This window comes from Streptomyces sp. NPDC043867, from assembly GCF_056435845.1.
Genome location: NZ_JBWKDS010000006.1, coordinates 155,922 through 178,824, shown reverse-complemented (window position 1 = coordinate 178,824; position 22,903 = coordinate 155,922). Strand labels below are relative to the sequence as shown.

The 22,903-nt window shown below is 69.3% G+C and carries 25 protein-coding genes; 10 read left to right on the top strand and 15 right to left on the bottom strand.

The features are described from left to right. Nucleotides 1–100: 100 nt before the first annotated feature. Nucleotides 101–1,402 carry a PP2C family protein-serine/threonine phosphatase gene (locus AC069T_RS08445; protein ID WP_478781988.1) on the bottom strand — a complete coding sequence of 434 codons (1,302 nt, stop codon included), beginning with the start codon at nt 1,400–1,402 and terminating at the stop codon, nt 101–103. Between the two features lie 226 nt (nt 1,403–1,628). Between AC069T_RS08445 and AC069T_RS08440 the strand changes: the two genes are divergently transcribed. The 5 genes from AC069T_RS08440 to AC069T_RS08420 all read left to right on the top strand — a co-directional run bounded on the left by AC069T_RS08440 (nt 1,629) and on the right by AC069T_RS08420 (nt 3,946). Next, a complete protein-coding gene (locus AC069T_RS08440) occupies nt 1,629–2,168 on the top strand; it encodes a TerD family protein (protein WP_478781987.1) in 540 nt (179 codons plus the stop codon). 209 nt (nt 2,169–2,377) lie between these two features. Further along, nucleotides 2,378–2,734 carry a PRC-barrel domain-containing protein gene (locus tag AC069T_RS08435; protein WP_478781986.1) on the top strand — a complete coding sequence of 119 codons (357 nt, stop codon included), beginning with the start codon at nt 2,378–2,380 and terminating at the stop codon, nt 2,732–2,734. A gap of 27 nt (nt 2,735–2,761) precedes the next feature. Continuing rightward, complete coding sequence (locus tag AC069T_RS08430; protein WP_478781985.1) at nt 2,762–2,935, top strand: hypothetical protein; 174 nt, start codon at nt 2,762–2,764, stop codon at nt 2,933–2,935. 222 nt (nt 2,936–3,157) lie between these two features. Further along, nucleotides 3,158–3,430: a hypothetical protein gene (locus tag AC069T_RS08425; RefSeq protein WP_478781984.1), complete on the top strand. Its 273-nt coding sequence runs from the start codon at nt 3,158–3,160 to the stop codon at nt 3,428–3,430. A gap of 153 nt (nt 3,431–3,583) precedes the next feature. Further along, on the top strand, nt 3,584–3,946 hold the full coding sequence (locus AC069T_RS08420; RefSeq protein WP_478781983.1) for an STAS domain-containing protein: 363 nt from the start codon (nt 3,584–3,586) through the stop codon (nt 3,944–3,946). Between the two features lie 88 nt (nt 3,947–4,034). Here AC069T_RS08420 and AC069T_RS08415 read toward each other — a convergent pair whose 3' ends face one another. The 3 genes from AC069T_RS08415 to AC069T_RS08405 all read right to left on the bottom strand — a co-directional run bounded on the left by AC069T_RS08415 (nt 4,035) and on the right by AC069T_RS08405 (nt 7,702). After that, nucleotides 4,035–5,561, bottom strand: coding sequence for an ISL3 family transposase (locus tag AC069T_RS08415; RefSeq protein WP_478781982.1), 1,527 nt, complete (start codon nt 5,559–5,561; stop codon nt 4,035–4,037). 122 nt (nt 5,562–5,683) lie between these two features. Continuing rightward, the gene (locus tag AC069T_RS08410; protein ID WP_478781981.1) at nt 5,684–6,757 is read right to left on the bottom strand and encodes an IS110 family RNA-guided transposase; all 1,074 of its coding nucleotides are present in this window, start codon (nt 6,755–6,757) and stop codon (nt 5,684–5,686) included. 543 nt (nt 6,758–7,300) lie between these two features. Next, the gene (locus AC069T_RS08405) at nt 7,301–7,702 is read right to left on the bottom strand and encodes a hypothetical protein (protein WP_478781980.1); all 402 of its coding nucleotides are present in this window, start codon (nt 7,700–7,702) and stop codon (nt 7,301–7,303) included. 825 nt (nt 7,703–8,527) lie between these two features. On the opposite strand from AC069T_RS08405, the gene AC069T_RS08400 reads away from it, so the two are divergent. Continuing rightward, complete coding sequence (locus tag AC069T_RS08400; protein WP_478781979.1) at nt 8,528–9,253, top strand: restriction endonuclease; 726 nt, start codon at nt 8,528–8,530, stop codon at nt 9,251–9,253. Between the two features lie 635 nt (nt 9,254–9,888). Here AC069T_RS08400 and AC069T_RS08395 read toward each other — a convergent pair. The 4 genes from AC069T_RS08395 to AC069T_RS08380 form a co-directional block, all read right to left on the bottom strand. Further along, nucleotides 9,889–10,263 carry a hypothetical protein gene (locus AC069T_RS08395; RefSeq protein WP_478781978.1) on the bottom strand — a complete coding sequence of 125 codons (375 nt, stop codon included), beginning with the start codon at nt 10,261–10,263 and terminating at the stop codon, nt 9,889–9,891. A 179-nt stretch (nt 10,264–10,442) separates the two neighbouring features. After that, nucleotides 10,443–11,033 (bottom strand): hypothetical protein, encoded by a 591-nt coding sequence (locus AC069T_RS08390; protein ID WP_478781977.1) that lies wholly within the window; start codon nt 11,031–11,033, stop codon nt 10,443–10,445. A gap of 228 nt (nt 11,034–11,261) precedes the next feature. After that, complete coding sequence (locus tag AC069T_RS08385) at nt 11,262–11,678, bottom strand: CBS domain-containing protein (RefSeq protein WP_478781976.1); 417 nt, start codon at nt 11,676–11,678, stop codon at nt 11,262–11,264. A gap of 637 nt (nt 11,679–12,315) precedes the next feature. Then, nucleotides 12,316–12,795, bottom strand: coding sequence for an ATP-binding protein (locus tag AC069T_RS08380; protein WP_478781975.1), 480 nt, complete (start codon nt 12,793–12,795; stop codon nt 12,316–12,318). 160 nt (nt 12,796–12,955) lie between these two features. On the opposite strand from AC069T_RS08380, the gene AC069T_RS08375 reads away from it, so the two are divergent. Then, on the top strand, nt 12,956–13,333 hold the full coding sequence (locus tag AC069T_RS08375) for an STAS domain-containing protein (protein ID WP_478781974.1): 378 nt from the start codon (nt 12,956–12,958) through the stop codon (nt 13,331–13,333). A gap of 273 nt (nt 13,334–13,606) precedes the next feature. After that, nucleotides 13,607–14,071 carry a hypothetical protein gene (locus tag AC069T_RS08370; RefSeq protein WP_478781973.1) on the top strand — a complete coding sequence of 155 codons (465 nt, stop codon included), beginning with the start codon at nt 13,607–13,609 and terminating at the stop codon, nt 14,069–14,071. 155 nt (nt 14,072–14,226) lie between these two features. On the opposite strand, the gene AC069T_RS08365 is transcribed toward AC069T_RS08370, so the two are convergent. The 3 genes from AC069T_RS08365 to AC069T_RS08355 form a co-directional block, all read right to left on the bottom strand. Beyond that, nucleotides 14,227–15,765 carry a hypothetical protein gene (locus tag AC069T_RS08365; protein WP_478781972.1) on the bottom strand — a complete coding sequence of 513 codons (1,539 nt, stop codon included), beginning with the start codon at nt 15,763–15,765 and terminating at the stop codon, nt 14,227–14,229. Between the two features lie 382 nt (nt 15,766–16,147). Continuing rightward, nucleotides 16,148–16,546: a PIN domain-containing protein gene (locus tag AC069T_RS08360; protein WP_478781971.1), complete on the bottom strand. Its 399-nt coding sequence runs from the start codon at nt 16,544–16,546 to the stop codon at nt 16,148–16,150. Beyond that, nucleotides 16,546–16,812, bottom strand: coding sequence for a hypothetical protein (locus tag AC069T_RS08355; RefSeq protein ID WP_478781970.1), 267 nt, complete (start codon nt 16,810–16,812; stop codon nt 16,546–16,548). Before AC069T_RS08355 ends, AC069T_RS08360 begins: the two co-directional genes overlap by 1 nt. Before the next feature lie 152 nt (nt 16,813–16,964). Between AC069T_RS08355 and AC069T_RS08350 the strand changes: the two genes are divergently transcribed. After that, entirely contained in the window at nt 16,965–17,609 is a 645-nt protein-coding gene (locus AC069T_RS08350) for a carbonic anhydrase (protein WP_478781969.1), read from the top strand. Between the two features lie 163 nt (nt 17,610–17,772). Here AC069T_RS08350 and AC069T_RS08345 read toward each other — a convergent pair whose 3' ends face one another. Beyond that, complete coding sequence (locus AC069T_RS08345) at nt 17,773–18,744, bottom strand: L-threonylcarbamoyladenylate synthase (RefSeq protein WP_478781968.1); 972 nt, start codon at nt 18,742–18,744, stop codon at nt 17,773–17,775. 151 nt (nt 18,745–18,895) lie between these two features. On the opposite strand from AC069T_RS08345, the gene AC069T_RS08340 reads away from it, so the two are divergent. Further along, complete coding sequence (locus AC069T_RS08340; protein ID WP_478781967.1) at nt 18,896–19,108, top strand: helix-turn-helix domain-containing protein; 213 nt, start codon at nt 18,896–18,898, stop codon at nt 19,106–19,108. A gap of 484 nt (nt 19,109–19,592) precedes the next feature. Here AC069T_RS08340 and AC069T_RS08335 read toward each other — a convergent pair whose 3' ends face one another. The 3 genes from AC069T_RS08335 to AC069T_RS08325 form a co-directional block, all read right to left on the bottom strand. Continuing rightward, nucleotides 19,593–20,132, bottom strand: a complete 540-nt coding sequence (locus AC069T_RS08335; RefSeq protein ID WP_478781966.1) for an aminoglycoside phosphotransferase/kinase family protein — start codon at nt 20,130–20,132, stop codon at nt 19,593–19,595. Nucleotides 20,133–20,178: 46 nt separating this feature from the next. Then, a complete protein-coding gene (locus AC069T_RS08330) occupies nt 20,179–20,883 on the bottom strand; it encodes a phosphotransferase (RefSeq protein WP_478781965.1) in 705 nt (234 codons plus the stop codon). Between the two features lie 467 nt (nt 20,884–21,350). Further along, the gene (locus tag AC069T_RS08325; protein ID WP_478781964.1) at nt 21,351–22,877 is read right to left on the bottom strand and encodes an amino acid permease; all 1,527 of its coding nucleotides are present in this window, start codon (nt 22,875–22,877) and stop codon (nt 21,351–21,353) included. Between the last annotated feature and the right edge of the window lie 26 nt (nt 22,878–22,903).

Here is a 22,903-nt window from a genome sequence, read left to right as displayed (position 1 = left end):
GTGACCTGCGCAGAAAGAGGCGGAATCGGGGGCTGGCGTGTGCCCACGCTCTGCTGCTTGCGCTCCGAAAGGTGAACTGTCCTGTCCCGGCGGGCCGGGCTCACCGGGGTGTGCCCGGCAGGCGTGCGGCCAAAAGGGCGACGTCGTCGGCGTAGTCGGAGGCCAAACCGGTCAGGAGTTCGTCGCAGAAGGTGTCCACGGGTTCGCGGGCGAGGGCGGCTGCGTGCTGGCGCAGACGCGTCATGCTCTGGTCGAGGCTTTCACCGCGTCGTTCGATGAGACCGTCGGTGTAGAGCAGCACGGTGGAGCGGGCGGGCAGAGTCTCGGTGGCGTGGGTGCGGGCCAAGGTGGGTTCCACGCCGAGCAGGAGCCCGTGGCCGCCGGTGAGGTAGCGGGTGTCGCCGTCGTGGGTGATCAGCAGAGGTAGCGGATGTCCGGCGCTGGAGTACTCGAAGGTCCAGCTTCCGTCGTCGGCTTCGCCGAGCAGGGCGTAGATGCAGGTGGCGGTCGTGTGGGGGTAGAGGGTGTGGTGGGCCAAATCGAGGCGGCGCAGGATGTCGCCCGGTGGTTCCTGGCGGTCGCAGGAGATGCCGCGCAGCATGTTGCGCAGCTGGCTCATGGTGATGGCGGCGCGCAGGTCGTGACCGGTGACGTCCCCGATGATCAGCGTGGTGTGTCCGGTGGGCAGGGGGAAGCTGTCGTACCAGTCGCCGCCGACCTCGGCGGTGGTGGCGGCCGGGGCGTAGCGGGCGGCCATCTGCAGCCGGCCGCCCTGGGGCAGGGTGGGAAGCAGCGAGCGCTGCAGGCGTTCAGCGATCTGCTGGGTCTCACCGTAGAGGCGGGCGTTGTCCACGCCCAGGGCCACGCGGTGGGCGAGGTCCTCCACCATGGCCAGGTCGTCTGAGGTCAGCGGAGCGCGCTGTGGGCCGCGGCCCACAGTGAGCGCACCGAGCACCTGGCGGCGGGCGCGCAGCGGTGCGACGACCGCGGTGTGGGTGCCCAGCTGCTGGAACAGCTCCAGCTGCCGGGCGTGCAACGGGTCCGCCGGCCTTGTGGCGGGGTTCGCCTCATCGGCGGTGACCAGCAGCGGACCCGCCCCGGCCAGCACCCGCGCGAGCGGGCCGACCGGCACCTCCGGTACCTCGGGCAGCAGGCCGGCCAGGCCCCCCACGGGCATCACGTCGGGGTCGTGGTGCACGACCCAGACGCGACGCGGCCGGCCGTCGTCCTCGAGGAGATCCACCGCGCACCAGTCGGCCAGCTGCGGCACCGCGATCCGGCACACGCGTCTGAGCCCTTCGTGCGGGTCCAGCGTGCTGGACAACGCCGTGGTCGCCTCGGCCAGCAGGGTCAGCCGGTTCAGCGCCCGCTGCACCACATCGTCCACGTCGAAGTCATCCATCACGTTCCTCTTCCCCGCCTCGCCCGCCCTACGACGCGTCGCATCATGGCAGCGCCCCTTCTGCCGCCGCCCGCGAATTGCTGCCTGGACTGACTCAGCCGTTACGAGTCCCAAGGACCCGCGACGACAAAGGGTCCTGGACTGCCTGTCGTTCACAGCGGCCTTAACCGTGTGATTGCGTGGCGGTCAGCTCCTGCATGGCCCGAGGGAAGGACGAGGGAAAACCATGAGCAGTCTCCACAAGGGCCTCAAGAAGGTCCAGGTGTCCATCGCTTGGGACCCCAGTGTCCGCGGCGATGTCGCGCACGACCTGGACATCGTCGCGGCCCCCTACACCGAGCCCGCGCCTGGCACCGGGCGGCCGGAGTACCTGGTGCACCTCGGCAGCCGGTCGCCGGACGGCACGATCACGCTCGACCGCCACAGCAAGACCGGCCAGGGCTTCGGCTTCGACGAGATCATGACCCTGGAACTCGACCGGCTCGCCACCCGCTACACGCGCGTGGTGGTCGGCGTCGCCATCCAGCAGACGGAAGGCCCGCTCACGTTCGGCGACATTCCCCACGCACGGGTCCGCATCGGCGAGGGCCACCACGACCTGCTCGTACACACCTTCGCCGGCGTACCGGCCGCCCGGGCCGCCACGGTCGCCGAGTTCCTCCGTGACGGCGCGGACACCTGGGAACTGCGCGTGGCCCATCAGGGCTTCGACACCGACCCGATCACGTTCGCCGCCCTCATGGGCACGGTCAACGGTTCTGGATGAACCCCCCACCGAACCACCCGCGCGGTCGAGCGCCACGGCGGCCGCGCCGGCAGCAGCGTCGGCCGGCGAACGGCCCGCAGAGGACCCGCCCCGCCCAGGCTTCACGGGAAAAGTCTCGGCACCTGCGAATGCGCGGCCCGTCCAGAGCGGTACCGATAGGCTTCGCGGGGCACTTTGCGGGTACACCGCTGGGCGAAAGGAACCCCAGAATGATTCGATGCGCGGATATCCGTGAGTGGCGCACCCACGACGTCGTGGATGCGGGCGGTCACAAGATCGGCACACTGGAGTCCGTCTATGTGGACACCAGCACCGACGAGCCGGCCATGGCCACCATCCAAGTGGGGCTGCCCACCCGCCGGCGTCTGGTCTTCGTCCCGCTGGCCGGCGCGACCGTGGGTCCGGGCTACGTCAAGGTCGACTACGACCGGTCTTTGGTGAAGAAGTGCCCGGCGATCGGCACGGACGACGTCCTGCCCGCCGAGAACGAGGCGGCCCTCTTCGCCCACTATGGCCTGCCCTACCAGTCCGGCGCGGACGGTGAGCGGCAGCTCGCCCGCCGCTGACCGCTCTCATCGAGGAGATACCCAGTCGTGACGCTCTTCCTGGTCCTTGTCATCGCAGCCATCGTGCTGGGCATCATCGGCGCCGTCGCAAAGGGACTGTTCTACCTGCTTATCATCGGCATCGTGGTGTTCGTCGCGGCTCTGGTCCACCTGGGGCTGCACCTGCGGCGCTCGGGCCGCCGCAGCCGTAAACTGCGCTGAGACCACATGAGCCTGCCGGGCAGCGCGGGCACAACCAGAAGCAGATGCCGAGTCTTAAGAAGCGGCAAGCGCCCCGGTCTTGTTGATGGTCGGCTCCGGCGTCACCGTCGATCGTGCAGGACGCACGCCGCGGGCTGTTGATGTCACGGTGGCTGTTGGCAGTCGAAGGTGGATCAGCAACCGCAGCCGTGCCGGACCGGCGCCAGATACAGGATGGCGGTCATGGCAGACCACCTGCGGTGCGACGACGCCTGGCTCCTCCTCGGCGGTCAGGAATGCGCCGTGGAGGTGGACCTCGTTCTGCTCCTTCCCGATCTGGGCCTGTGGGGTGGCGTTCTGCGCCACGTTCCCGCATGGCTGGCATGCGCGATGCGAGATGCTGAGCTGCGGCTGCGTCTGTCCACCGGCCAGGAGCGCCTGATCTGCCCGCTCGATGTTTCCGGCGACAGAACATCAGTACCCTTCATCGGTCAGGGGCCGCCACCTTTCGCGTGACGCCCCCGAGGTCAGAGGCCCTGCCGGCTCCCTGCGGGGCGGCCACCGCCCCCTCAGCACCCGAAGCGGGTCCAAGGCCCGCCGGGAACCGGGCCGGTAGGCTCATCCTCACGATCGGTTACGTCTCCCGATGAGGCGGTTGGGGAGAACGTCATGACCGAAGATCCGTATGTTGACGTGAGCATGTCGCAAAAGTCGGTGACGGTGCGATTGCACGGCGACATGGACTATCAGAGTGTGCCCTTCTTCCGCGGCCGGCTCCAGGAGGAGATCACACGCGGTCAGCGGTGTGTGGTACTGGACCTCTCCGCCGTGACGTTCTGCGACTCGGCCGGGCTGAACGTGCTGCTGTGGGCCTGGCGGCAGGCGGAAGGTGCCGGAGTCGGCCTGGTGCTGGCATGTGTGCCGCCCATGCTGCAGCGGGTGGTCAGCATGACGGGAGTCGACACTGTTTTGCGGGTGTACGCCACCGTCACCGAGGCCGGAGGCGCAGTGGCGATCGGCGGCGAAGCCTGACCTCCACGCCGGGTGGCCGGAGGCGCCGCTGCCCTGCGTCCTCTGACTGGGGAGAACTTCGGCTCTTCTGCACTTTCCGTGAAGCCGGTCAACTGGCGAGGAGAATGCGGCGCTTGAGGAGATCGAACCCGGCGCGTCCGTAGTGCTGGCGCTTGAGCATCTTGATCCGGTTGACGTGTCCTTCGACGGCGCCGGAATTCCAGGGGACGGTCAGGCCAGCGGTGACGGCCGCGAGGTCCTTGCGCACGCCGTTGGCGAAGACGTGCAGTTCTTTGAGTTCGCTCTGTTCGACTTCCTCGAGCCAACCAACGAGACGGTGGCCATCGCGGCGCCGCAGGATCGTGGCGAAGCTGCGAGCGAGACGGTTCGTTGCAGCGACATACTCACAGCGGTCACAGAGGTCCTTGAGGTGCTGCCGGGCGGTCTCGCTCTGGTTCTCCGGCCGTCCGATGATCCAGCGCACCACGTCGGCCACAGATAGCGGCGACGTCGGCGTAGGCGACGGCTTCGCGCTGTCTCCGAGGGAGTTGAGGAAGCGGCGGACGGTCTTGCGGGAGCCGGTGTAGCCGCGGCCAGCGATCTCGTCGCGCAGGATCTGTGCGTTGTCGCAGCCTTCCGTCCAGCGAGCCAGCAGGTAGGGCTTGTGCATGTCCAGGTTGGAGCGACGGCGAGGCCGGGGCCGGATGAGTTCGTCCGGCGAGGCGGCCCGCGCGTAACGGCGCACGGTGGTGCGGTCGTAGCCGGTGATCTGGCTGATCGTGTCGATCTTCATGCCCTTCGCGTAGAGGGGGTGGATCTGTTGCCACCGGGCTCGGGCGTTCTCCTCGGAGCGGGTGACCGCGGGCTGCTCGCGCTCGGCGTCAGGGTCCGGATCGGGCTGAGGTTCGGGCGGCTGGAGGCAGGGGCGATGACGGCGGACCGCCTTCTCGACGGCGGTGGCCAGGTTGTGCAGGACGTGCCACCGGTCGGCCACTTGCGGGATGCCTGGCAGGGCGCGTTGGGCGCCTTCGGCGAACGATCCGCCGCGGTCCCGGCAGACGGTGCGGACGTGGTCACGGCCCTGGAGCCAGGCGGCGAAGGTGTCCGCCGTGTGGTCGGGCAGCACGTCCACGGGACGGCGCGAGTGCATGTCGACCAGGATCGTGCCGAACTTCCGGCCTCGCCGGAAAGCGAACTCGTCGACGCCCAGGACCTCGACCGGCGGGACCGCCGGCAACTCCAGGCGCCGGATCAGCCGCAGCAGGGTGGAGCCACTGACCGGCATCGACAACCGGGCGGCGAGGCGTTCACCGGCCCGCCCTCCCAGTGCCAAAGCGACTTGCTCCAGGGCCCGTTGAAGGAGCACGGTTCGCCGCCCGTAGCGGAAGGTGAGGCCCTCGAGCTGTTCGGCGAACGTCTTCTTCCCGCAGTCGCTGTTGTCGCAGAAGAAACGACGGACCTGCAGGTCGATCACCGTGGGTTGTCCGCCGACCGCCGTGCCGGCAGGTCTTCGCACGTACCGGCTGTGGACCCGCCCTGCAGACGTTCCGCAACCAGGACACCGTGCAGTCGGTGCCGTACATCGCGCGACGAAGCGTACGGAACTGCCGCTCCTGACCAACTCGTCGATGGCCACATCGGATAGGCACGGGAACAGAACTTTCAGCAGGCCACAAGCACGATCCCCCACTGGAGAGGGCTACCCAAGATCAACGGCTTCACGGAAAGTGCAGAAGAGCCAGAACTTCATGGACTCTCCTATGACGCGCAAGTCGATGCGGGTGGGCGATCAGCGGAGTTGAGGTGACGGTAGATCTGGCGTGCGAGATAGCGCTTGAGGCTTCGGCGAATCTCTTTGGTGGTGCGGCCTTCAGCGCGTCGGCGTTCGACGTATGCACGGGTGTCGGGGTCATGGATCATGCGGCTTACCGTGGCCATGTGCAGTGCCCGGTTCAGACGTCTATCTCCGCCGCGGTTGAGCCGGTGGCGGACGGTGTTCCCCGAGGATGCAGGGATCGGGTTTGCGCCGGCCAGGCAGGCGAACGCGGCTTCGGAGCGCACTCGCCCACGGTGTGACCAGGCGGTCATCACAACAGCTGCGGTGACGGGCCCGATCCCGGGCTTGTCCAGCAGCCCTGCGGCCGGTGTTGCGCGCACCAGCGCTGTCATCGACTTCGCGTTGGCGCTCAGTTCCTCGTCGAGCGCGACGATGCGCTTGGCCAGGCGCACGGCTTCCCCGCGAGCGGTCATGGTCGCGACGGGCTCTTCGCGGGTGCGCCAGCGGGAGACCTCGCGAATTTGTCGACCGGTCAGTGCCCGACGCCCATCGATATCGAGGTCGACGACCCGAACCAACGCGGTCAGCGCGTTGACGTTCGCGGTCCGCTCATCGGTCATCTGGTCTCTGGCGGTCACCAGCACACGCAACGCGGCGCGTTCTCCGTCGTCAGCGCGGGGGTGGCGCAACTCGTGCTCCTCAAGCGGGAGCGCGGCCTCGGCCATGCGCCGTGCGTCGATCGGGTCCGACTTGCCCTTGCCGCGATGAACACCCGTCCGAGGTGCTTCGATCACCTGGTAGCCGGCCTCGGCGACAGTGCGGGCGAACTGGGCGCCGAAGGTCGCGATGCATTCCATGACCCATAGTGCGGCGAGGTCGCCGCCGGTGCGCCGAGCGGCCCAGGCAACCGCCCGGGTCATGCCGGACTTGCTCGTAGGGAACTCAGCCGTATCGAGCAGTTCGCCGGTGGGCGCGGCCAGGACGGCCAAGACATGGTTGCGGGCGTGGGTGTCTACGCCTATGACGTACGGGTGGCTGTGCGCGACAATCGTCACGGTGGTCGGGTGCCTTTCACTCCAGGGACCAACGGTTCGGCCGCTGACGGCCGACGTCGGTCTGGGTAAGAGTCACTCCGGGCCAGGACTGTGACGGGCCACGCCGTGAACGGCGGGCAATCTCCTGATCAGGACACCGAGGTGGACCAGGGCGGCGTCGGCCCCCACCACGTCGGACAAGTCCATTTGAGGGCACCTTCTGGGGGCCACCGTTGACAAGAGTCACCACACGGCGGGACGACCGACACCACCCTGGCAGCCGATCCCAGACCGGCCACCCCGAGTCTCACAGCCGTTGACAGTCCTCCACCGCCGACGAGTACGGGATACCAGCACGCCATGAGACGGCCGACACCCGCATCATCGTGCGCCGGGAGGGGCCGCACCCCAGCCGGGCGCCCCTGTCCGACCACGACGAGGCTTTGCGGCACCAGGTCCGTGACGCCCGATCCCAGCCCGCGCCATTTTAGAACAGCCACGCCTGCCATCCTGAGAGCGTTGCGCCCCGGCGCCAGACAAACACGCCGGGGCTCAATGGCAGGCTCAGTGCCGCGTCGGGAACAGCTGCAGCTTGGCCTTAGCGCCGGAGACCGACTTCACCCAGATTTTTAGGTTGTTGAACTGAACCGTGCCACCCGGGCTGGTGCTGCCGCTGAGGCGCCCGTCGGCGGCCGACATGTTCACGGACCGGGAGCTGATGCTCTTGATCTTCAACTTACCGAACCCGAACTTGCGGCTGTCGACCTTGATGGTCTTGGGTGCGGACACAGTGATCTTGCACCGTCCGTCGTAGCAGGGTCCGTTCGCGGCCGACGCCACCGGCGTCATCACACCGAACCCGAGTGCGCCCGCCATGGTCAACGTCATGGCAGTCGTCGCGGCCCGCTGGCGCAAACCAGCGCCGGTTACCGGACTGGCGTCTGTCAGTTGACGGATACGGTTCACGTCATCGCCGTTCGATCGGTCGGAAAGGGTGAGGCGGGGAGCCCTTACGCCGCCGGAGCCCGTGTTCTGCGCGCTCGGTTTCCGAGCCGCCGGCTGGTGCCCCGCTGCACCGATTACAACGTCCCATCTGGTTGTTCAGTAACCTGATCCGTCCCCCGAACAACTCGCGGCTGCACCCGCACCGCTCGCTCCGCGGGAGCCAGCCCGCCCTCACCCGCGTATCTCACGCAGCAAGGGTTAGGGCCACCGCGCCAGACTCGTCGCGGACTTCGCCCCAGTTCACCTGACCAGCCGAAGTCAGCAAGCCGCACCTGCACGGGGCCCCTCGTGCCGTCAGCGGATCCGGATGCCGACGTCGGCAGATCAAGATGCGGCTGGAGACGGCACCCCTTTCGTTGCGGTAGCCGCGAGTGCAAAGGCTCACGTTGAGCGGAATGCAGGGGGCGGCACCGGGCGCACGAAGCGCCGGCCGCCACGCTCCTGTTGCTTTCCGCCATTCAGCGTCGGTGGTCCCGCTTGACGTGACCGCGACTGCTCTTCGCAGGTGAGAGGCCATTCGTTCAAGGATCTTCGCAGCTGCGGCGGGCTGCGAGTCGCGGCTGAGCAGGGACCGACAAGCCCGTCCGCCGAGGTCAGCAGCCCAGGCTTCCTCCGCGGGGGCGCCGGGGCGGTTCCACACGCCTGGCTGGATAGCGGCGTGGTGCTGCGAGATCTCGTGATGATCCATCAGTTTCTGTCAGTGCCCGCTGCTACACCAGTCTGAGGGACGGGCCGCGACCGTGGCCCGCCGACGGCATGTCCCCCTCACGGCGTTTGGGAGGTGTGGTGTTCGACGAGGACGGGTCCCTCGACCCGCTGCTGAAGTTCCTGTTGTACGCCGTCCTTGCGCTGGCCATCGGCAAGATGCTGTGGGAGTGGCTCACCGAAGACGTCAGCCGGTGGATCACCGTGGATCTGTGGGAGCTGATTACCGGTCACCCCTGGTGGACCGGCTCCATCGTCCTCGGCGCACTGGCCTCGCTCTTCCTCTTCGCGAAGCTGCTCTCGTTCCTGTTCGGCACCGGCACGTACGCCTACGTCGATCAGGACGAGGACTACGCCTCCAGCGCCGCGCCGGGCGACGCGGTGGACCCGGATGTGCTGACCTTCAAGATGAAGCAGCTGGCGGCGATGAGCGCGACAGGCTTCGAGCAGGCGTGCGCCGATCTTCTGGCCCGTGACGGATTCCGCCACACACGGCGGGTGGGAGGCGCCGGCGACCTCGGCGTGGATGTCAGCGCCCGTGACCACGACGACCGGCTCGTGATCTTGCAGTGCAAGCAGTACGCGGCGCCGGTCGGCTCGGGGCACGTGCAGAAGTTCAACGGAACGGCCCGCCCCCATCATGGAGCCGATGTCCCGATCATGATCGGGCTCAACGGCTTCACCGTGCCTGCGATCGAATTCGCCCATCGCCACGACCTCATCCTCATGGGCCGCCCCGAACTGAAGAGATGGGCTCACGGCCAGCACCTGTACGACGTTTTGGGCATCGCGAGCACGACCCAGTGATCCCGCCCCCGCTCTCCGGGGTCGAATCTCACGCCACTCGGCATGCCCGGCGGGCTGTCCCGGGCCTGGCAGGACCGCCAGGCCCATGCAGCCGAGCCGCTTCTTCCAACAGCGATTGCTGTACTGCCCTCGTTACCCATCGGCCCTCGGCCACGTGTCGGTATCAGCGCAGCTCAGGAGCCTGCCGTCGCTGTCCAGGCACGTACCCGGAGACTTCCGGACGACCCTGCGCACGCCTAACGACCATGCATACAGCGCAACACCACCTCAGCGGCGATGGCCGACGCCAGGGGAGCCTCCCGGCTGCGGCATGCTGGGCGCGTCACGAGCGGGACGGGCGTTCCGGCTCCCCGCCGTGTTCGTCGAACACCTTGGTGAAGGTGGCCCCGCACCGGCAGGCGGAGTGCTCGATCAGTTCTCCGTTATCGGACACGCTCAGCCCTCGGCTGAGTCGCACGTGCACATGATCGCCCATGAGGAGCTGCTTTCCTTGAACGTGCTTGGCCCGGCTCATGGTGAGCGGTACTGGTTTCGCCCGCAATGCCACAGATCACATCGACGTCGTTGATCGTGGCACCCAGAGGTCCTCCGCCGGTGCGGTGCGGCGGTCGGAGCGGCGGGAGCGAGGAGCCGGATCACCTCGAGCGCGGGGAGGGCGTGCCGGGTTCCGGTTGCGGGTGACCGCCGGCGTGCAGCATCGGCGCGGACGTCCGTTCGGGGCGGTGGCCGCCCTCAGCCGGGACACGGCTGCGGGGCGCGTCGAAGTCGCCGGACAACGGCACGGGGCGGCGCGCCACCAGGCGCCCGACCCAGCGTCGGCCGCAATGCTCGCACGCCGGCGCGCCCTCGGGCGTGTACGGGTCAGAGACCGCCAGGTTGTCCTGGTAGAAGTACTCCCATTCCTGCCCGGTGTCGTCCTGGTAGCGCTGTACGTCGTAGTCGACGCTCCAGCGGTGCCAGCACGAACCGCAGGTGAACTCGACCCGTTCGACAGCAACTTCAGTGATCACTGCGCAACACCTCCCATCCGATTCTGGGTCACGGCCCAGGCATACAGCAACGCCGCCAAGGGCGACACGCGGGCAGGCGCCGACGCACCTGATCACTGAGTCCCCCGTACCCGCCACGACCCCTGCGGATGTCCTACCGGAGGAACCCTCTACCCAGCAGGTGCGCCAGCGGGACGGTTTCAGTGCGTGAGGTGCCCGGGCAGGGGCATGTGAGGCGCCAGGGTGCGGGCCCTTGCCCACACGCCGTGGAGCTGCTCGGTGGGGCGCTGCTGCTCACCATGCAAGGCGTTGAGAAGGACCAGGCCGCCAGTGAGTGCGGGGACGGCCCACTGCATGCAGGCCAGCTGCCGCGGGGCCTTGTCAGTGTCGATGGGGTGCTTGGCGGCCTTCTCGGCGTCCTGCGGGTCGCAGGAGGCCGCCAGTTCGATCTTCTTGCCCAGTACGCGGCTGTAGGCGGTGGCCGCGAGGGCTGCCCCGGTCAGGACGGTCTTGGCGAGGGTGGAGGCGGCAACGCCCTGCTGGGCGGCGACCCGCGGGGCGTTCGCGGCAAGCAGGCCGCCGGAGCCGAACAGGTGCGCGGCGATCGCCGCGGCGTTGACGGGGGTCCACTTCGCCCAACCGGAGCTGGCGATCTGCGAGGTGGTCGCCCAGGTGCCGCCCTCGTCGCAGGCGGCACCGTTCAGGCCGACCGCGCCCATGAGGGAACCGCCGAACCAGGCGGCCAGCCCGGCATCGTGCAGGCTGCGCAGCATCGTGTTGCGTGTCGACATGACCGGCTCCCTTGGCCCAGACGGAAGAAGCCCGGGCGAGGCGGCCGGGCGTCACTTCACCGTCGCCGAGCAGGCGGCCGGCCGCCATCGCGGTTGGTACGAACGGAGCAGGTTTGCCAAGAAGGGGGCCGCGGATGCCAACGGAACCTTCGGCTCTCGCACCCTCCAGGAACCGTCGGCGGGTACATGGCCGCGACGGTGCGGCCCTTGTGCTCCTTGCGGGGCGGGTCAGTCGGTGGACAGCGCCTGGAGAAGGTCGCCGACCTTCGGGTCGGGAAGGGCGCGGGCGACGTCGGCCTGGGCGACGATGCCGACCAGGCGGTGGCCGTCGATCACGGGCAGGCGGCGGACCTTGTGCGAGGTCATGGTGCGCAGGACCTCCTCCGCATCATCGTCGGCGCCGATGGTGACCGCCTCGCCCTGGGCGAGGTCGCCGGCCTTGACCTGAGCGGGATCCTTGCCTGCGCCAAGGACCTTCACCACGATGTCGCGGTCGGTGAGCATGCCCTTGAGCTTGTCATCGGTGCCGCAGATCGGCAGCGCGCCCACCCCGAGCTCGGTCATCTTCTTCGCCGCCTCGAGCACGGTCTCCTCTGCACCGATGCACTCGGCGCCCTCCGTCATGATCTCGCGAGCCGTCGTCATTCGAGCAGCCTTTCCGGTCGTGTGATGAACCCGTCTGTCCCGGCAGGCCCCGGGCGGGAAGACGTGTGCCCCGCTGCCTGGCGCGGGTAACGCCGCTCACCGGTCAACCACCCAGCAGCCGGGCGAAAGGCGGTCACTCCTGGGTCCGGACAACGCGAGGAAGCAGTCCATGGCCCACGCGCGAGAGTCGGGCCGCCGCCCCCAGAGGCCCGGCGAAGGCGTCGGTCGCGGGACCAAGGCGAAGTTCGCCGTCGAGCGTGACCACGACAGTGCACCGTTTCCAGGTGGGGAGCGCGATCGACGAGCGGGCGGCGGCGGTGGGGGAGCTATAGCGGCACCCGAGGGCGCCGGCGGGTGAGGGCATGCGCTGCGAGCCGGATCCGAAAGACGTCATGACCTCGTCGGCGTGGTCCGTCGGGGTTTGGGGAGCGGCGCGGGTCAGGGGTGCGAGATCTGCGTACCGTAACGCCGGGCCCGCAGAGGAGTCCGGCGGATCAGGCGGAAGACGGCCTCGCGGACGGCGTCACACCGCGGGTGTCGATGCTGCGGCGCGGCGACGCGCTCGGCCTTCACCCTCCAGCACGGACCTTGACGCTCGACCGGGCCCCGCCGACCCGCCCCGGCGGCGTCGGCCTTCTCACAGGGGCGGGCGCCCGCTGACGGCGCCGCCGGGATCGTCACTGAGGGCAAGGCGGGCGGTGATGCGTTTGCCGACCGGCTCGCGCTGGGCTTCGAAGCCCTGGGCGACAGCCATGACGATCTCCAGGCCGTGCTGGCCGACCCGGTCGGCATCCGCGGCCCGGGCGATGGGCAGCACCGGGTCGGAGTCCCACACCACCACCTCCACCAGATCACCGGTGATACACAGGTCCAGCATGACTGGGCCGGGCGCGTACTTACGCGCATTGGTGACCAGCTCACTGACCACCAGCTGGGTGAGGTCCAGAGCCCGCTGCGAAACGTGCAGGCCGTGCTCGGCCTGCACGCGGGCGAGAAAACCGGTAGCCAGATGGCGGGCCTGAGCGATGACCGTGCCGTCCCCGTCCAAAGCCACCGTCGTCTGTAGGGCCCGCTCGTACGGCGCGGCGCCGTCCTCATCCACGTGCACTGATCCCATCGCAGCCGCCTTCACTTCCCCCGGACAACCCTCCACGCGTACCCCCGTAACGGTGGGCAACGCCTCACGGCTCTCTGTTGCCTCGGCCACATCCGTGCATCACCCGAAGCGATCCGGGCAGCATTCCCGGGCGAAGGTGTGGTGTGCCAGCATCACCGCCATGACAGAGGAACAGATGACGGATACCGCACAAGCTGCGCAGGCGGGCCAGCTTTCGACCGTGGTCACCACCGCCGACGGCATCCGCGTGGTGACCTTGGCCGGAGAGATCGATCACCACACCGGCGACACCCTCCGCCAGGCTCTGGACGCCTCCGGCGTGCCCCGCCCTCGCATCGTGGTCGACATGCGGCAGGTGACCTTCATGGACTCCAGCGGCATCAATATCTTCCTCGCCGCGCACCGAGCCCTCAGTGAGGCCGGTGGCTGGCTGCGCCTGGCCGCGCCCACCGAGAACGTGATGCGCACCCTGAGCCTCGTCGGCGTCGACGCCGTCATCGACTGCCGCGAATCCTTCCCCCAAGCCCTCAGCAACTGATCGAACGAGCCGCCGGGGCCGTGGCCGAACGACCCGTTGATCCGCGCGAGCGCGGCCCCCGTGGGTCTCTACAGGAGCCGCGGCCCCTCGATCACTGCCCAGGCCCTTTCGGCTTCAGCCGCCATGGCCGATGTGGGTATTGGAGAGCGTTCGAGGATTACTCCACCCTGGCATGACCGTGGTGCTGGTATGACGATCTAGGTGCCGCGCTCCTGCGGGTGAACGCCTTCGGATACCGGGGCGGGCGACTGAACGGGCGGATACGGTCCATCCATGACGAAAACTGCCCGGACCATGAAACGTACGGGAGCCCTCCTCGCGGCAGCCGCCGTGACCGCGCTCGCCTTCCCCGCCCAGGCCCACGCCGCTGCCGTCGCCTGCGGCGGCGAGGTCTCGACGCAGAACATCGGCGCCCGGGGCTGTATTTCCGCCGAACGCTGGCAGGACGGGGGGATCTACTGGCGCGACATCACCGCCCACGCCCTCATCACCAACTCCCGCTCTCACGCCTCATGGGTCGAGTACGAGGCGTACTCCCAAGCGGGCAGCGGCGACTGGGTGAAAATGGGCAGCGGCCGGACCATCGTGGAGCGGCGTTCCACGGTCGGCCCGATCGCCATCGCCTCCAAGACGCGCGTCTGTGACACGGTCAAAGTCACGATCCGCGTCCATGTGAGGCCGGCGGGGGGCGCCTGGTCAAACTGGTCCAGCGCGGCGACCTCGCAGTGTCAGACCTGACGCTGCCAGACCTCGCACACAGCAGCGCCCCCGCCTCGCGACCGGGAGGATGGGGGCTCCAGGCACGACCCACACGCCCGTTCCGCTGGGGGCATGACCGAAAAAGGGAAGGAAGGACAACTGCTCGCCTGCCGTGACGCGTTCGCGCACAGACCCTAGGTGAGGGGACAGGTGAGCGGGAGGACACGTTCGGTCAGCTGGCCGGTCAGGTGCGTGGCGGTGACGGCAGCTTCGGTGAGCCAGTCTGCTGCGGTCAGCTCATCGACCAGGCGCAGCAGCTCGGGCGGGCCCGCCGGGACCCAAGCGGCGAGGGAATCCAGGGTGACTCCCTGACCACGGGGGCCGAGCCGCCCCGAAGCGCTGGTCTGGGTGGCGAGCGTGAGGGCGAGGAGGCGGCCGCCTGCGGTCGCCTTGGTCTTGCGGAGCTTCTTGTCAGAGACGACTCTCTGGGCCCAGCCAGAGAGCTTGGGCCGCATCTTCTTGCCGAACGTGAACGGACCCGGACCGTCCCCGCCGGGCATCAGGGACGGGACGGTAATGGGGCAGGGGCTCTCCGGCCGGGAAGCGAGCAGTTCCGCAGCGGGGCCCGGGAGGCGCAGCCAGCCGCAGCCGGTCAGCTTCTCGACCAGGTCTTCCGGGTCACTCAGACCCAGCGTGGTGAGGTCCTGCCCCACGAGGTTGCCGGTGCCGGTTTGGGCGGTGCGCAGGGGCAGCATCATCACCAGCAGCCGTGCCTCCGGGCCGGGCAGCGGGCTGTGGTCAGCGACGTGTGTGAGGACGGACCGGGCGTGGTCCCACTGCGTCGGCACGGCCAGTAGACGTGCCACGGCCGCCCCTTCGCTGTCCGCGCTGGCGCCGGTTCGTTGCAGGTGCTGCGAGCGGGCGGTGGCAGCGGCCTGCTCCGCTCGCCGCGCCTCCAGCCGCAGATTGATGTCACCGGTGACGTCGGCCCAGGTGGTGAAGGCATGCGCCTTACGCTCCTGGAGCTCAGCGAGCAGCGCCAGGTCCGGCTCGGTGCGCCGCTGGTATGCGCGGAAGAGATCCCCGAGTTCGACGAGCTCATCGCGCAGGACAACGGGCCGCAGCTCAACGGGGATGACCCGCTGCGCGATCTTCCCGTACACAGGGCGGCGCCGCGCGGATGTGAGACGGGGAGCCGGAACATGGCGGGGCTCGGCCGCGGACGAGGGACGTTCGGAGAACTGCTGCTCGGCGGCCCGAGCGGCCGCCGGGCGGCCGCCAATGGACGGCCCTTCGGGCTGCGGGTCACCGGTGGGTCGAGCGGTGGTGACGACCTTCGCGCCGGGAGTGGCGGCCGCGCAGCGTGAACAGCACTCCATGGCCTGCCACCAGCGCCCTCCCCGATCCTTGACCACGGCCAGGACGACCGCCCCGCCGCACCGCCACGGCTGGGCGCCGCTCTTGCGGTCGGAGGGACCGATGTGCGTGCGGCAGCTCTCGGCCCGGCACGCGCAGTACGCGCCGGCCCGAGGACCGGCAGCCTCCCGCAGGTGGGCCTTGACGTGGTCGACCGCGGCCGCACGGCCAGCAGCGGCAGAGCGCTGCTCAGGACACGAGCGACGGCTGCAGGAGATGCGCACCGCCGCACTGCCACGACCGGCAGCATCCAGACGCACAGTCCACCTGTGCCCCAGCACCCGCTCGTCCAGCCCGCTCGCCGTGGCCTGCGTCATCGTGCCCTTTCCTCCCAACGCCCGATCCAACTGCCCACATTCGCCCCATCCTGACGGACGAGGTGCCCGGGCGGATGACAGGCCCCGGTGTCGCCGAGCTTCCCCCGGGCGCGGCGGGCGCCGGCTCCACCAGGGCTCGAACCACGGACAGCGGCAGCACACCCTCCCACCCAAGCAGCCGCATCCCACAGATGCCGTCGCCACTGCGCAGCTGCAGCCCCGGCACATCGCTCTCACACCACTCCTGGGGGTCGTGCGTCATGCCCCATCCTGACCGGGCAGCGCCCCGAACGGTGGGCGCCCCGCCGCAATGCGGGCCCGCACGACCAACATCCGCACCCGTCATGCGAGGCTCGACCGCTCCGCGCGGGTCCGGCGTGAGCTACCGGTCGGGGTGGACGGCCTGCACACCGGTGCCCGCGTACGCCTCGGGCGTCAGGGTCAGCAGGAAGCGACCGGAGGGGAAGGCAGCGGACGGGCGGGCCGCGTGGATGGCGTGGACGGCCGCCCAGGAGTGCCCGGAGGGCAGCAGCTTCGTGGCGGTCAGCGCGGCCGCGGTGTCGAAGGGCTCGATCTGGATGAAGCGCAGTCCGCTGATGTAGGCGAGCAGGCCGGGTCGCTCGGTGTCGCCGACAGTGAGCGAGAGCAGCGGGGCGTAGAGGGTGCCGAGGCCGCCGGAGGCTTGCACGTAGAACGCGGCGACGGCCTCGTTGAACGGGTCCTTGGGATCGTGGAGGGCGATGGCGGTCGTGTGGTCCAGGACGACCGCGATGGCCCCCACTACGCGGCCGCCGAGTCCTGGCCGGCGCCGAGGCGCTCCAGGAGGTTGCGGGCCTTCGCCTCGGCCTCCGCACTGGGTGCGGCTCCGAGGAGCGAGGCGAGCTCCGCGCGGGCCTGCGCGGCGCGCTCTTCGTACTCCGCCTGTGTGGGCCGGCCTTCGGCAAGTTCCTCCACGAGGTTACGGATCGTGGTGCCCTGCTCAGCCGCGAGGGCCGCCAAGCGATCACGGGTGGCGGCGCTCACCTTGATGCTGGTCTCATCTGCCATCCCTCCACTCTACCTCTACTGCGAGTAGAGGAGCGGAGGGACGGGCCGCTCACTCCGGTCGGCTGTAGAGGCCCGCCGCGCGGGTGCCAGACCGGGACCGGCCGGCGGGACCAGGCGGTGCGACCGCTGGTATCGCCTCGTAGTCTGCCGCTATGACCGAGAAGATCCAGACGCCGACGCCCCGCGACGCCTTCGAGCTGCTCATGGCCGGCAACCAGCGCTTCGTCGCCGGCACTCCCGAGCACCCGAACCAGGACGCCATCCGCCGCACCGAGACCGCACCGTCCCAGAAGCCGTTCGCCGTGCTGTTCGGGTGCTCCGACTCCCGGCTGGCCGCCGAGATCATCTTCGACCGTGGCCTGGGCGACCTGTTCGTGGTGCGCACCGCCGGCCACGTCGCCGGGACGGAAGTCCTTGGTTCGATCGAGTTCGGCGCGGCAGTGCTCAACGTGCCGCTGGTCGTCGTCCTCGGCCACGACTCGTGCGGCGCCGTCGCCGCGGCCTGCTCAGCTCTGGAGAACGGACAGACGCCGGGTGGCTTCGTCCGGGACGTGGTCGAGCGGGTGACCCCGAGCGTGCTGGCAGCCCGCGCCGCCGGACGGGAGAGCGCTGAGGAGATCCTGGCCGAGCACATCGAGCACACCGTGGACCTGCTGCTGGAACGCTCCCGCGTCCTGGCCGAGCGAGTGGCTGACGGCCGCCTCGGTGTGGTGGGCCTGTCCTACCGCCTGGACGACGGCAGCGCCCAGCTCGTCGCCGCCCGCGGCCTCGACGTCGATGTTCCCACCGCGTCCTGACCGCCCCGCTCACCCAGATCGATCGCGAATCCAGCCCGCGGCCCGCGCTGACCTAGCGGGGCGCGGGCTGTCGCGCGGGTCGCCTTGAAAACGGTCGTCTCCGGCGTGGAGCGGTATGCGCACGGCCACCCGGCCTGCCACGGCCGTGGGCGGTCGGTGGTGGTCACACGGTGGTACGGGGCCCAGCGGCGCGGCGGAGCCGGTTGGCGATCGCCAGTCCCAGCCCCTCCTCCGCAGGCAAGGACGCGATGATGAGGTCGCATCCCTTCTGGTCGAGTTCGCGAAGGAACCCGTACAGGCCGCGCGCGTAGGCGGCCATCGAGACGGGGACCTTCACCACGGCGTGTGCCTTCACCGGCGCCCCGGTGAAGGAGGCGGGGAGGAAGACGGCCACCCGGTGCCCAAGGCCGGAAGCGAGTTCCGCTTCGGAGATGACCTTCTCGGGCTCGACGAGGACGACCCGCGCACGCGGTGCGTAGTGGGACGGATGCTGGCCCGGCACCCGGACGTGACTGGTTGCCGGCACAGTAAGCGGGTACCCCAGCACCGCTTCGAGGTCCTCACGGGTCACCCCGCCGGGCCTCAGAATGGCCGGGGTTTCGCCGGTGACGTCGACGATGGTGGACTCGACGCCGACCTCACAGCGGCCGCCGTCCAGCACGAAGTCGACGGCATCACCAAGCTCGGCATGGACATCGTTCGAGGTGGTGGGGCTGACGGAGCCGAAGCGGTTGGCGGACGGAGCCGTGATGCCGCCGCCGAACGCCTTCAGCAGCGCGAGGGCGATCGGGTGGTCCGGCACACGCACAGCGACCGTCTCCAGACCGCCGGTCGCTTCCAGCGGCACCCGGGCACCGCGGCGCAGAACCAGGGTGAGCGGTCCCGGCCAGAAGTGCTCGGCCAGCAGGCGGGCCGCCGCAGGTACATCCTGCACCCACGCGTCCAGGTGGTCCGCGCCGGCGATGTGGACGATCAGCGGGTGGGTGGGCGGGCGCCCCTTGGCCTGGAAGATGCGCGAGACGGCGGTGGGATCCTCGGCGTTGGCGCCCAGACCGTAGACCGTTTCGGTCGGGAGGGCCACCAGCCCGCTGGCGCGCAGCACCGCGGCCGCCTTGTCGATGTCGCTTGCGGTCACCCTTCCCCTCCTAGGTGGGTCAGGGAGCGGCGACGGACGCACTCGGGGCAGAGCATGACCACCCGCGCGGTCTTCGCCGAATCGGTGGCCGGCGCTTCCCCCTCACGCGATCATGAGGTCATCGCCCGCCCTTGCAGGGAGGAATCAGCTCATGTCCAAGAAGACGTCTGCCCGGCGGCTCACGCCCGGCCCGGACCGCGACAAGCTCGCTCAGGACCTGAAGAAGAAGTACGACTCCGGCGCGAGTATCCGGGCGCTGGCGGAGGAGACGGGCCGCTCCTACGGCGGTGTGCATCGTCTGCTCGAGGACGCAGGGGCCACCTTCCGTTCGCGTGGCGGTGCCCCGCGCCGTACCGAGCCCTGAGAATTTCGCCACCTCGGGTTCCCGGGCGTAGCTGGGAGCCGTGACACGGCCACCGGCTTCACCGGGCAGATGGCGGCGCCGTTGTCCGGTGTCGCCTGGCCGACTGGCCGAGGCCGACGCGGGATGTCGGTGCCCTGTGGTGGAGGGGCCGCCTGTGTTACGTCAACTCATGGAGGCGCACGGATGGTTGAGGCTGAGGGGCATGGCGGTCAGCGGCCCGGCGACGGCGAGGAATGCGGCGGCTTAACCCAGCCGTCCGCGGCCCCGGACGGAGGTTCGGACGTAGATCTCGGGCTGGACCTCCAGGCCCCGGGCCGCAGATCGGCCGGGGCGGAACGGTGGGCCGCGCCGGAGGGGCTGCGCGGTGGCGTGCTGATCGGCGCAGCGGTCGCCGCCCTCGCCGCGGTGGTCGGGTTCGGGATCTGGGTGGGGGCCTGGCTGAACGAGCACTGGGGGATCTATGCCGTTGTGCCGCAGGTGGCGTTCATGCTGCTGGCCGTCTGGGCTCTGGCCGGCGAGCAGCGCCGCCGGTGGGAGGAGCGGCAGGCCCGGGGCGTGCGAATGCCGCTGGGGCAAGCACCCTGTCGGTCTGGGCTGCTGCCGATTCGATGTCTCCGGTGCGCCATCGGGTCTGGCGGACGCGCGCGGGCGGCGGGTAGGAGGCAAGCCGGCGGTGCATGCGGCCGAGCACCAGCCCGATGCACTGGGCGCGTGGCACGGTCATCGGCTCGGTCGCGACCCGGCCGGGAGCCTCATCGGTCACCACCCAGGCTGCGTCGGCGAACGGGGTGAGGATGTCCCCATCCCGGTTCCGCCATGCCGTGGCCACAGGCACCCGCGCCGCGCGGCAGTATTCCGACATGTCCCACGCCGCACGGGCCTGCTCCAGATCCGCTGCGGCACGGTACTGCTTGACGAAGACCCGACCCCCGTCGGTCAGCGTCACGCGTCGGTTGATGGTCTCGGTGCCCATGGGAACCGGCTCGACGTTGGCGAGGTCGACGCCGTAGCGGTCGGACAGCACCTGGCCAGGATCTCGTCGCCGCGCGCGGCCCTCCCCTGCATGCAGGTCACCACACCTGGGTGTGGCGGATGCATTCCGCACGCAGGTTCGTGATCATTGCGTGGGCTTCGTCGACCAGGCTGATGTCGCGGTGGGTAACGCCCCAGCACACTGAGTCCAGCGCGTCCAGGACGGCGTACGTCATGCGCGCGTGCAACTCCTCCGGAGACAGCGGACGTCCGTACCCGCCGTAGAAGGCGGCAGCCAGGTCTGGCCGAGGATGCAAGACCCGGTAGTGCAGTCGGCTCAGGTCCCGGCGTGCCGCGGCCTCGGGCTGGGTCCGCTCGAAGTCGATGATTCGCAGCCGCTGTTCCCGCTCCTCCCACACCCAGTTCTTCGGCATGTAATCCCCGTGCGCCACCACTTTCGCCAGGCCGACAGGAGCCTGCAGGGCCAGGGAGCGCAGCAGCGCGATGTCGTCTGCGGTCATATAGCGGGCGGCGCCGTCCAGCAGCTTCGTGAGCGCCTCGTCCCAGTCCTCTTCCACCGCGTCTGACGGAGGTTGCCCGGTGTCCGCGGCATGCAGGCTGGCCAGCAGCAGGCCGGCCTGCTGGTATGCCTCCCGCTCCTGCTCCGCCAGCAGGTGCAGCCGGTCCAGGCATCCTCCGGGGACGGCGGTTACCAGCAGCGTCCGGGCCTCGGCATCGGAGGCGGTCAGGGCGGGTGCACGGTCCGGCCCGAGGACTCCGACCCATCTCTGATACGCCTCCACCTTCCGCCGGTGCAGCTTGGGCCTGCGTGCTGTTTGGCGAACCACCGAGAGCCGTCCGGACCCTTGATCTCCCACACCGAGGCGCGAAGACCGTCGGGCCTGAAATGCTCGGCGATGACCGTGTATGCGTCGGTCACTGTGGCCATGAGGCCATGGAACGCCTCGGGCAGGGTCTTCATGGCGGTGCGCCTTTCTGTACGCGACGACGACCCTTCGCAACCGTGAGTGATCATGTCGATTCCCAGGGTTATGCCGGGGAGTGCAGGATGCCAGGTGCACTGACAGCGCGGCTGCCGTGAACAGCCAGCCGTTGGTCAAGCCCTTCTCGGCCGCCGCCCACAGCGGCGAGCCTGAGCTGTATCGTGGACGAACGAGAGCTGCGGGGCGGTGACGGCTGTGGCGTCGAGGACAGCCGCTCGCCGCCACAGCCAAGCGGCCCGCTCCAGTGGCTGGCCGATCACAGCCCGCTATCGCGTAGCTCCCTGCGATACGGGGTGGAGCGGTGCAGCGTTCTTCGGGTGGGCCGGGTTGAGGAACCACTTCCGGGCGGAGGCGAACCACCAGGTGCCGGCGAAGGCGAGTACCACTCCCACGGCGATCGGTGCGTAGTTGAACGTCTCGACGGTCACAGGGCTGGCCTGGGGCAGCATGAACAGTACGGTGATCACTGCGACCCACAGCACGGCGATCACGCCGACGGGCTTGGACCATCGGCCCAGGTGCCACGGGCCGCGCCGGAAGGTGTCGCCCTGGCGCAGACGCAGCAGGGTGGGCACGACGTAGGCGATGTAAAGGCCGATCGTGGCGATCGAAGTGACCGCGGCGTACGCGGTGGTGTTGAAGAGGTAGGGGAGACCGAGGAGGAAGGCACCGCCGGCGGCGAGCCAGACCGCGTTCGTGGGAGTGCGGGTGCCGGGGTGGAGCTTGTGCCACACCATGGAGAAGGGCAGCGCGCCGTCGCGAGAGAAGGCGTAGATCATCCGGGAGTTGGCTGTCACGGACGCCATGCCGCAGAACAGCTGGGCGCCGATCACGATGAGGAGCATCAACTTGCCGGTGCTCGCGCCGAGGGCGTCCATGAAGATCTGGGCCGGCGGCACCCCGGTCTCTGATTCCAGGGAGCCGGTGTAGGACTGGATGGCGAAGGTCAGGCCGAACAGAAGGACGAACCCGGCCGCCCAGGAGACGAGGATCGAGCGGACGATCCCTCTCGGTCCCTCCACGGAGGCGTTCTTCGTCTCCTCCGTCATGTGGGCGGAGGCGTCGTAGCCGGTGAAGGTGTACTGGGCCATCAGCAGCCCGATCAGAGCCACATAGACGGCCGAGCCCCAGCCGGTGTTGTTGACGAACTCCGTGAAGACGAACTGCGGCGACTGGTGCCGGTCCGGGACGGCCAGGAGCGCGCCGACGATCACGACGACGCCGATCAGGTGCCACCACACGGAGACAGTGTTGAAGAAGCCGACGATACGCACCCGGAAGGTGTTCACCACGGCGTGCAGCAAGAGGATCAGGCCGAACAGCGTGATGGTGTGGCCGGGGGTAGCGGCGTAGCCGAACTGGAGGTTGAGGTAGGCGTTGAGGAAGGAGGCGGCACCGAAGTCGATGCCCGCGGTCACCGCGACCTGCCCCAGCGTGTTGAACCAGCCGGTGAACCATGCCCAGGCGGGCGCGGACTTGCGGGGCGCGAGCTTGTGGGCCCAGAAGTAGAGGCCGGCCGAGGTCGGGTACGACGAGCAAACCTCCGCCATGGCCAGCCCGACGAACAGCGTCATCAGCCCGACGAGCACCCACCCCCACATGATCAGAGCAGGACCGCCGGTGTTCATGCCGAAGCCGTACATGGTCAGGCAGCCGGACAGGATGCTGATGATCGTGAACGAGACGGCGAAGTTCTGGCGCCCGGACATAGAACGGTCCAGGGTCTGGGTGATACCGAGTTCGGCGAGACGCTCCTCTTCCGAGGGCGTAACGCTCGGCATGTCCAAAGGCATTCGGCTGATTCCTTCATGTCGGTCGG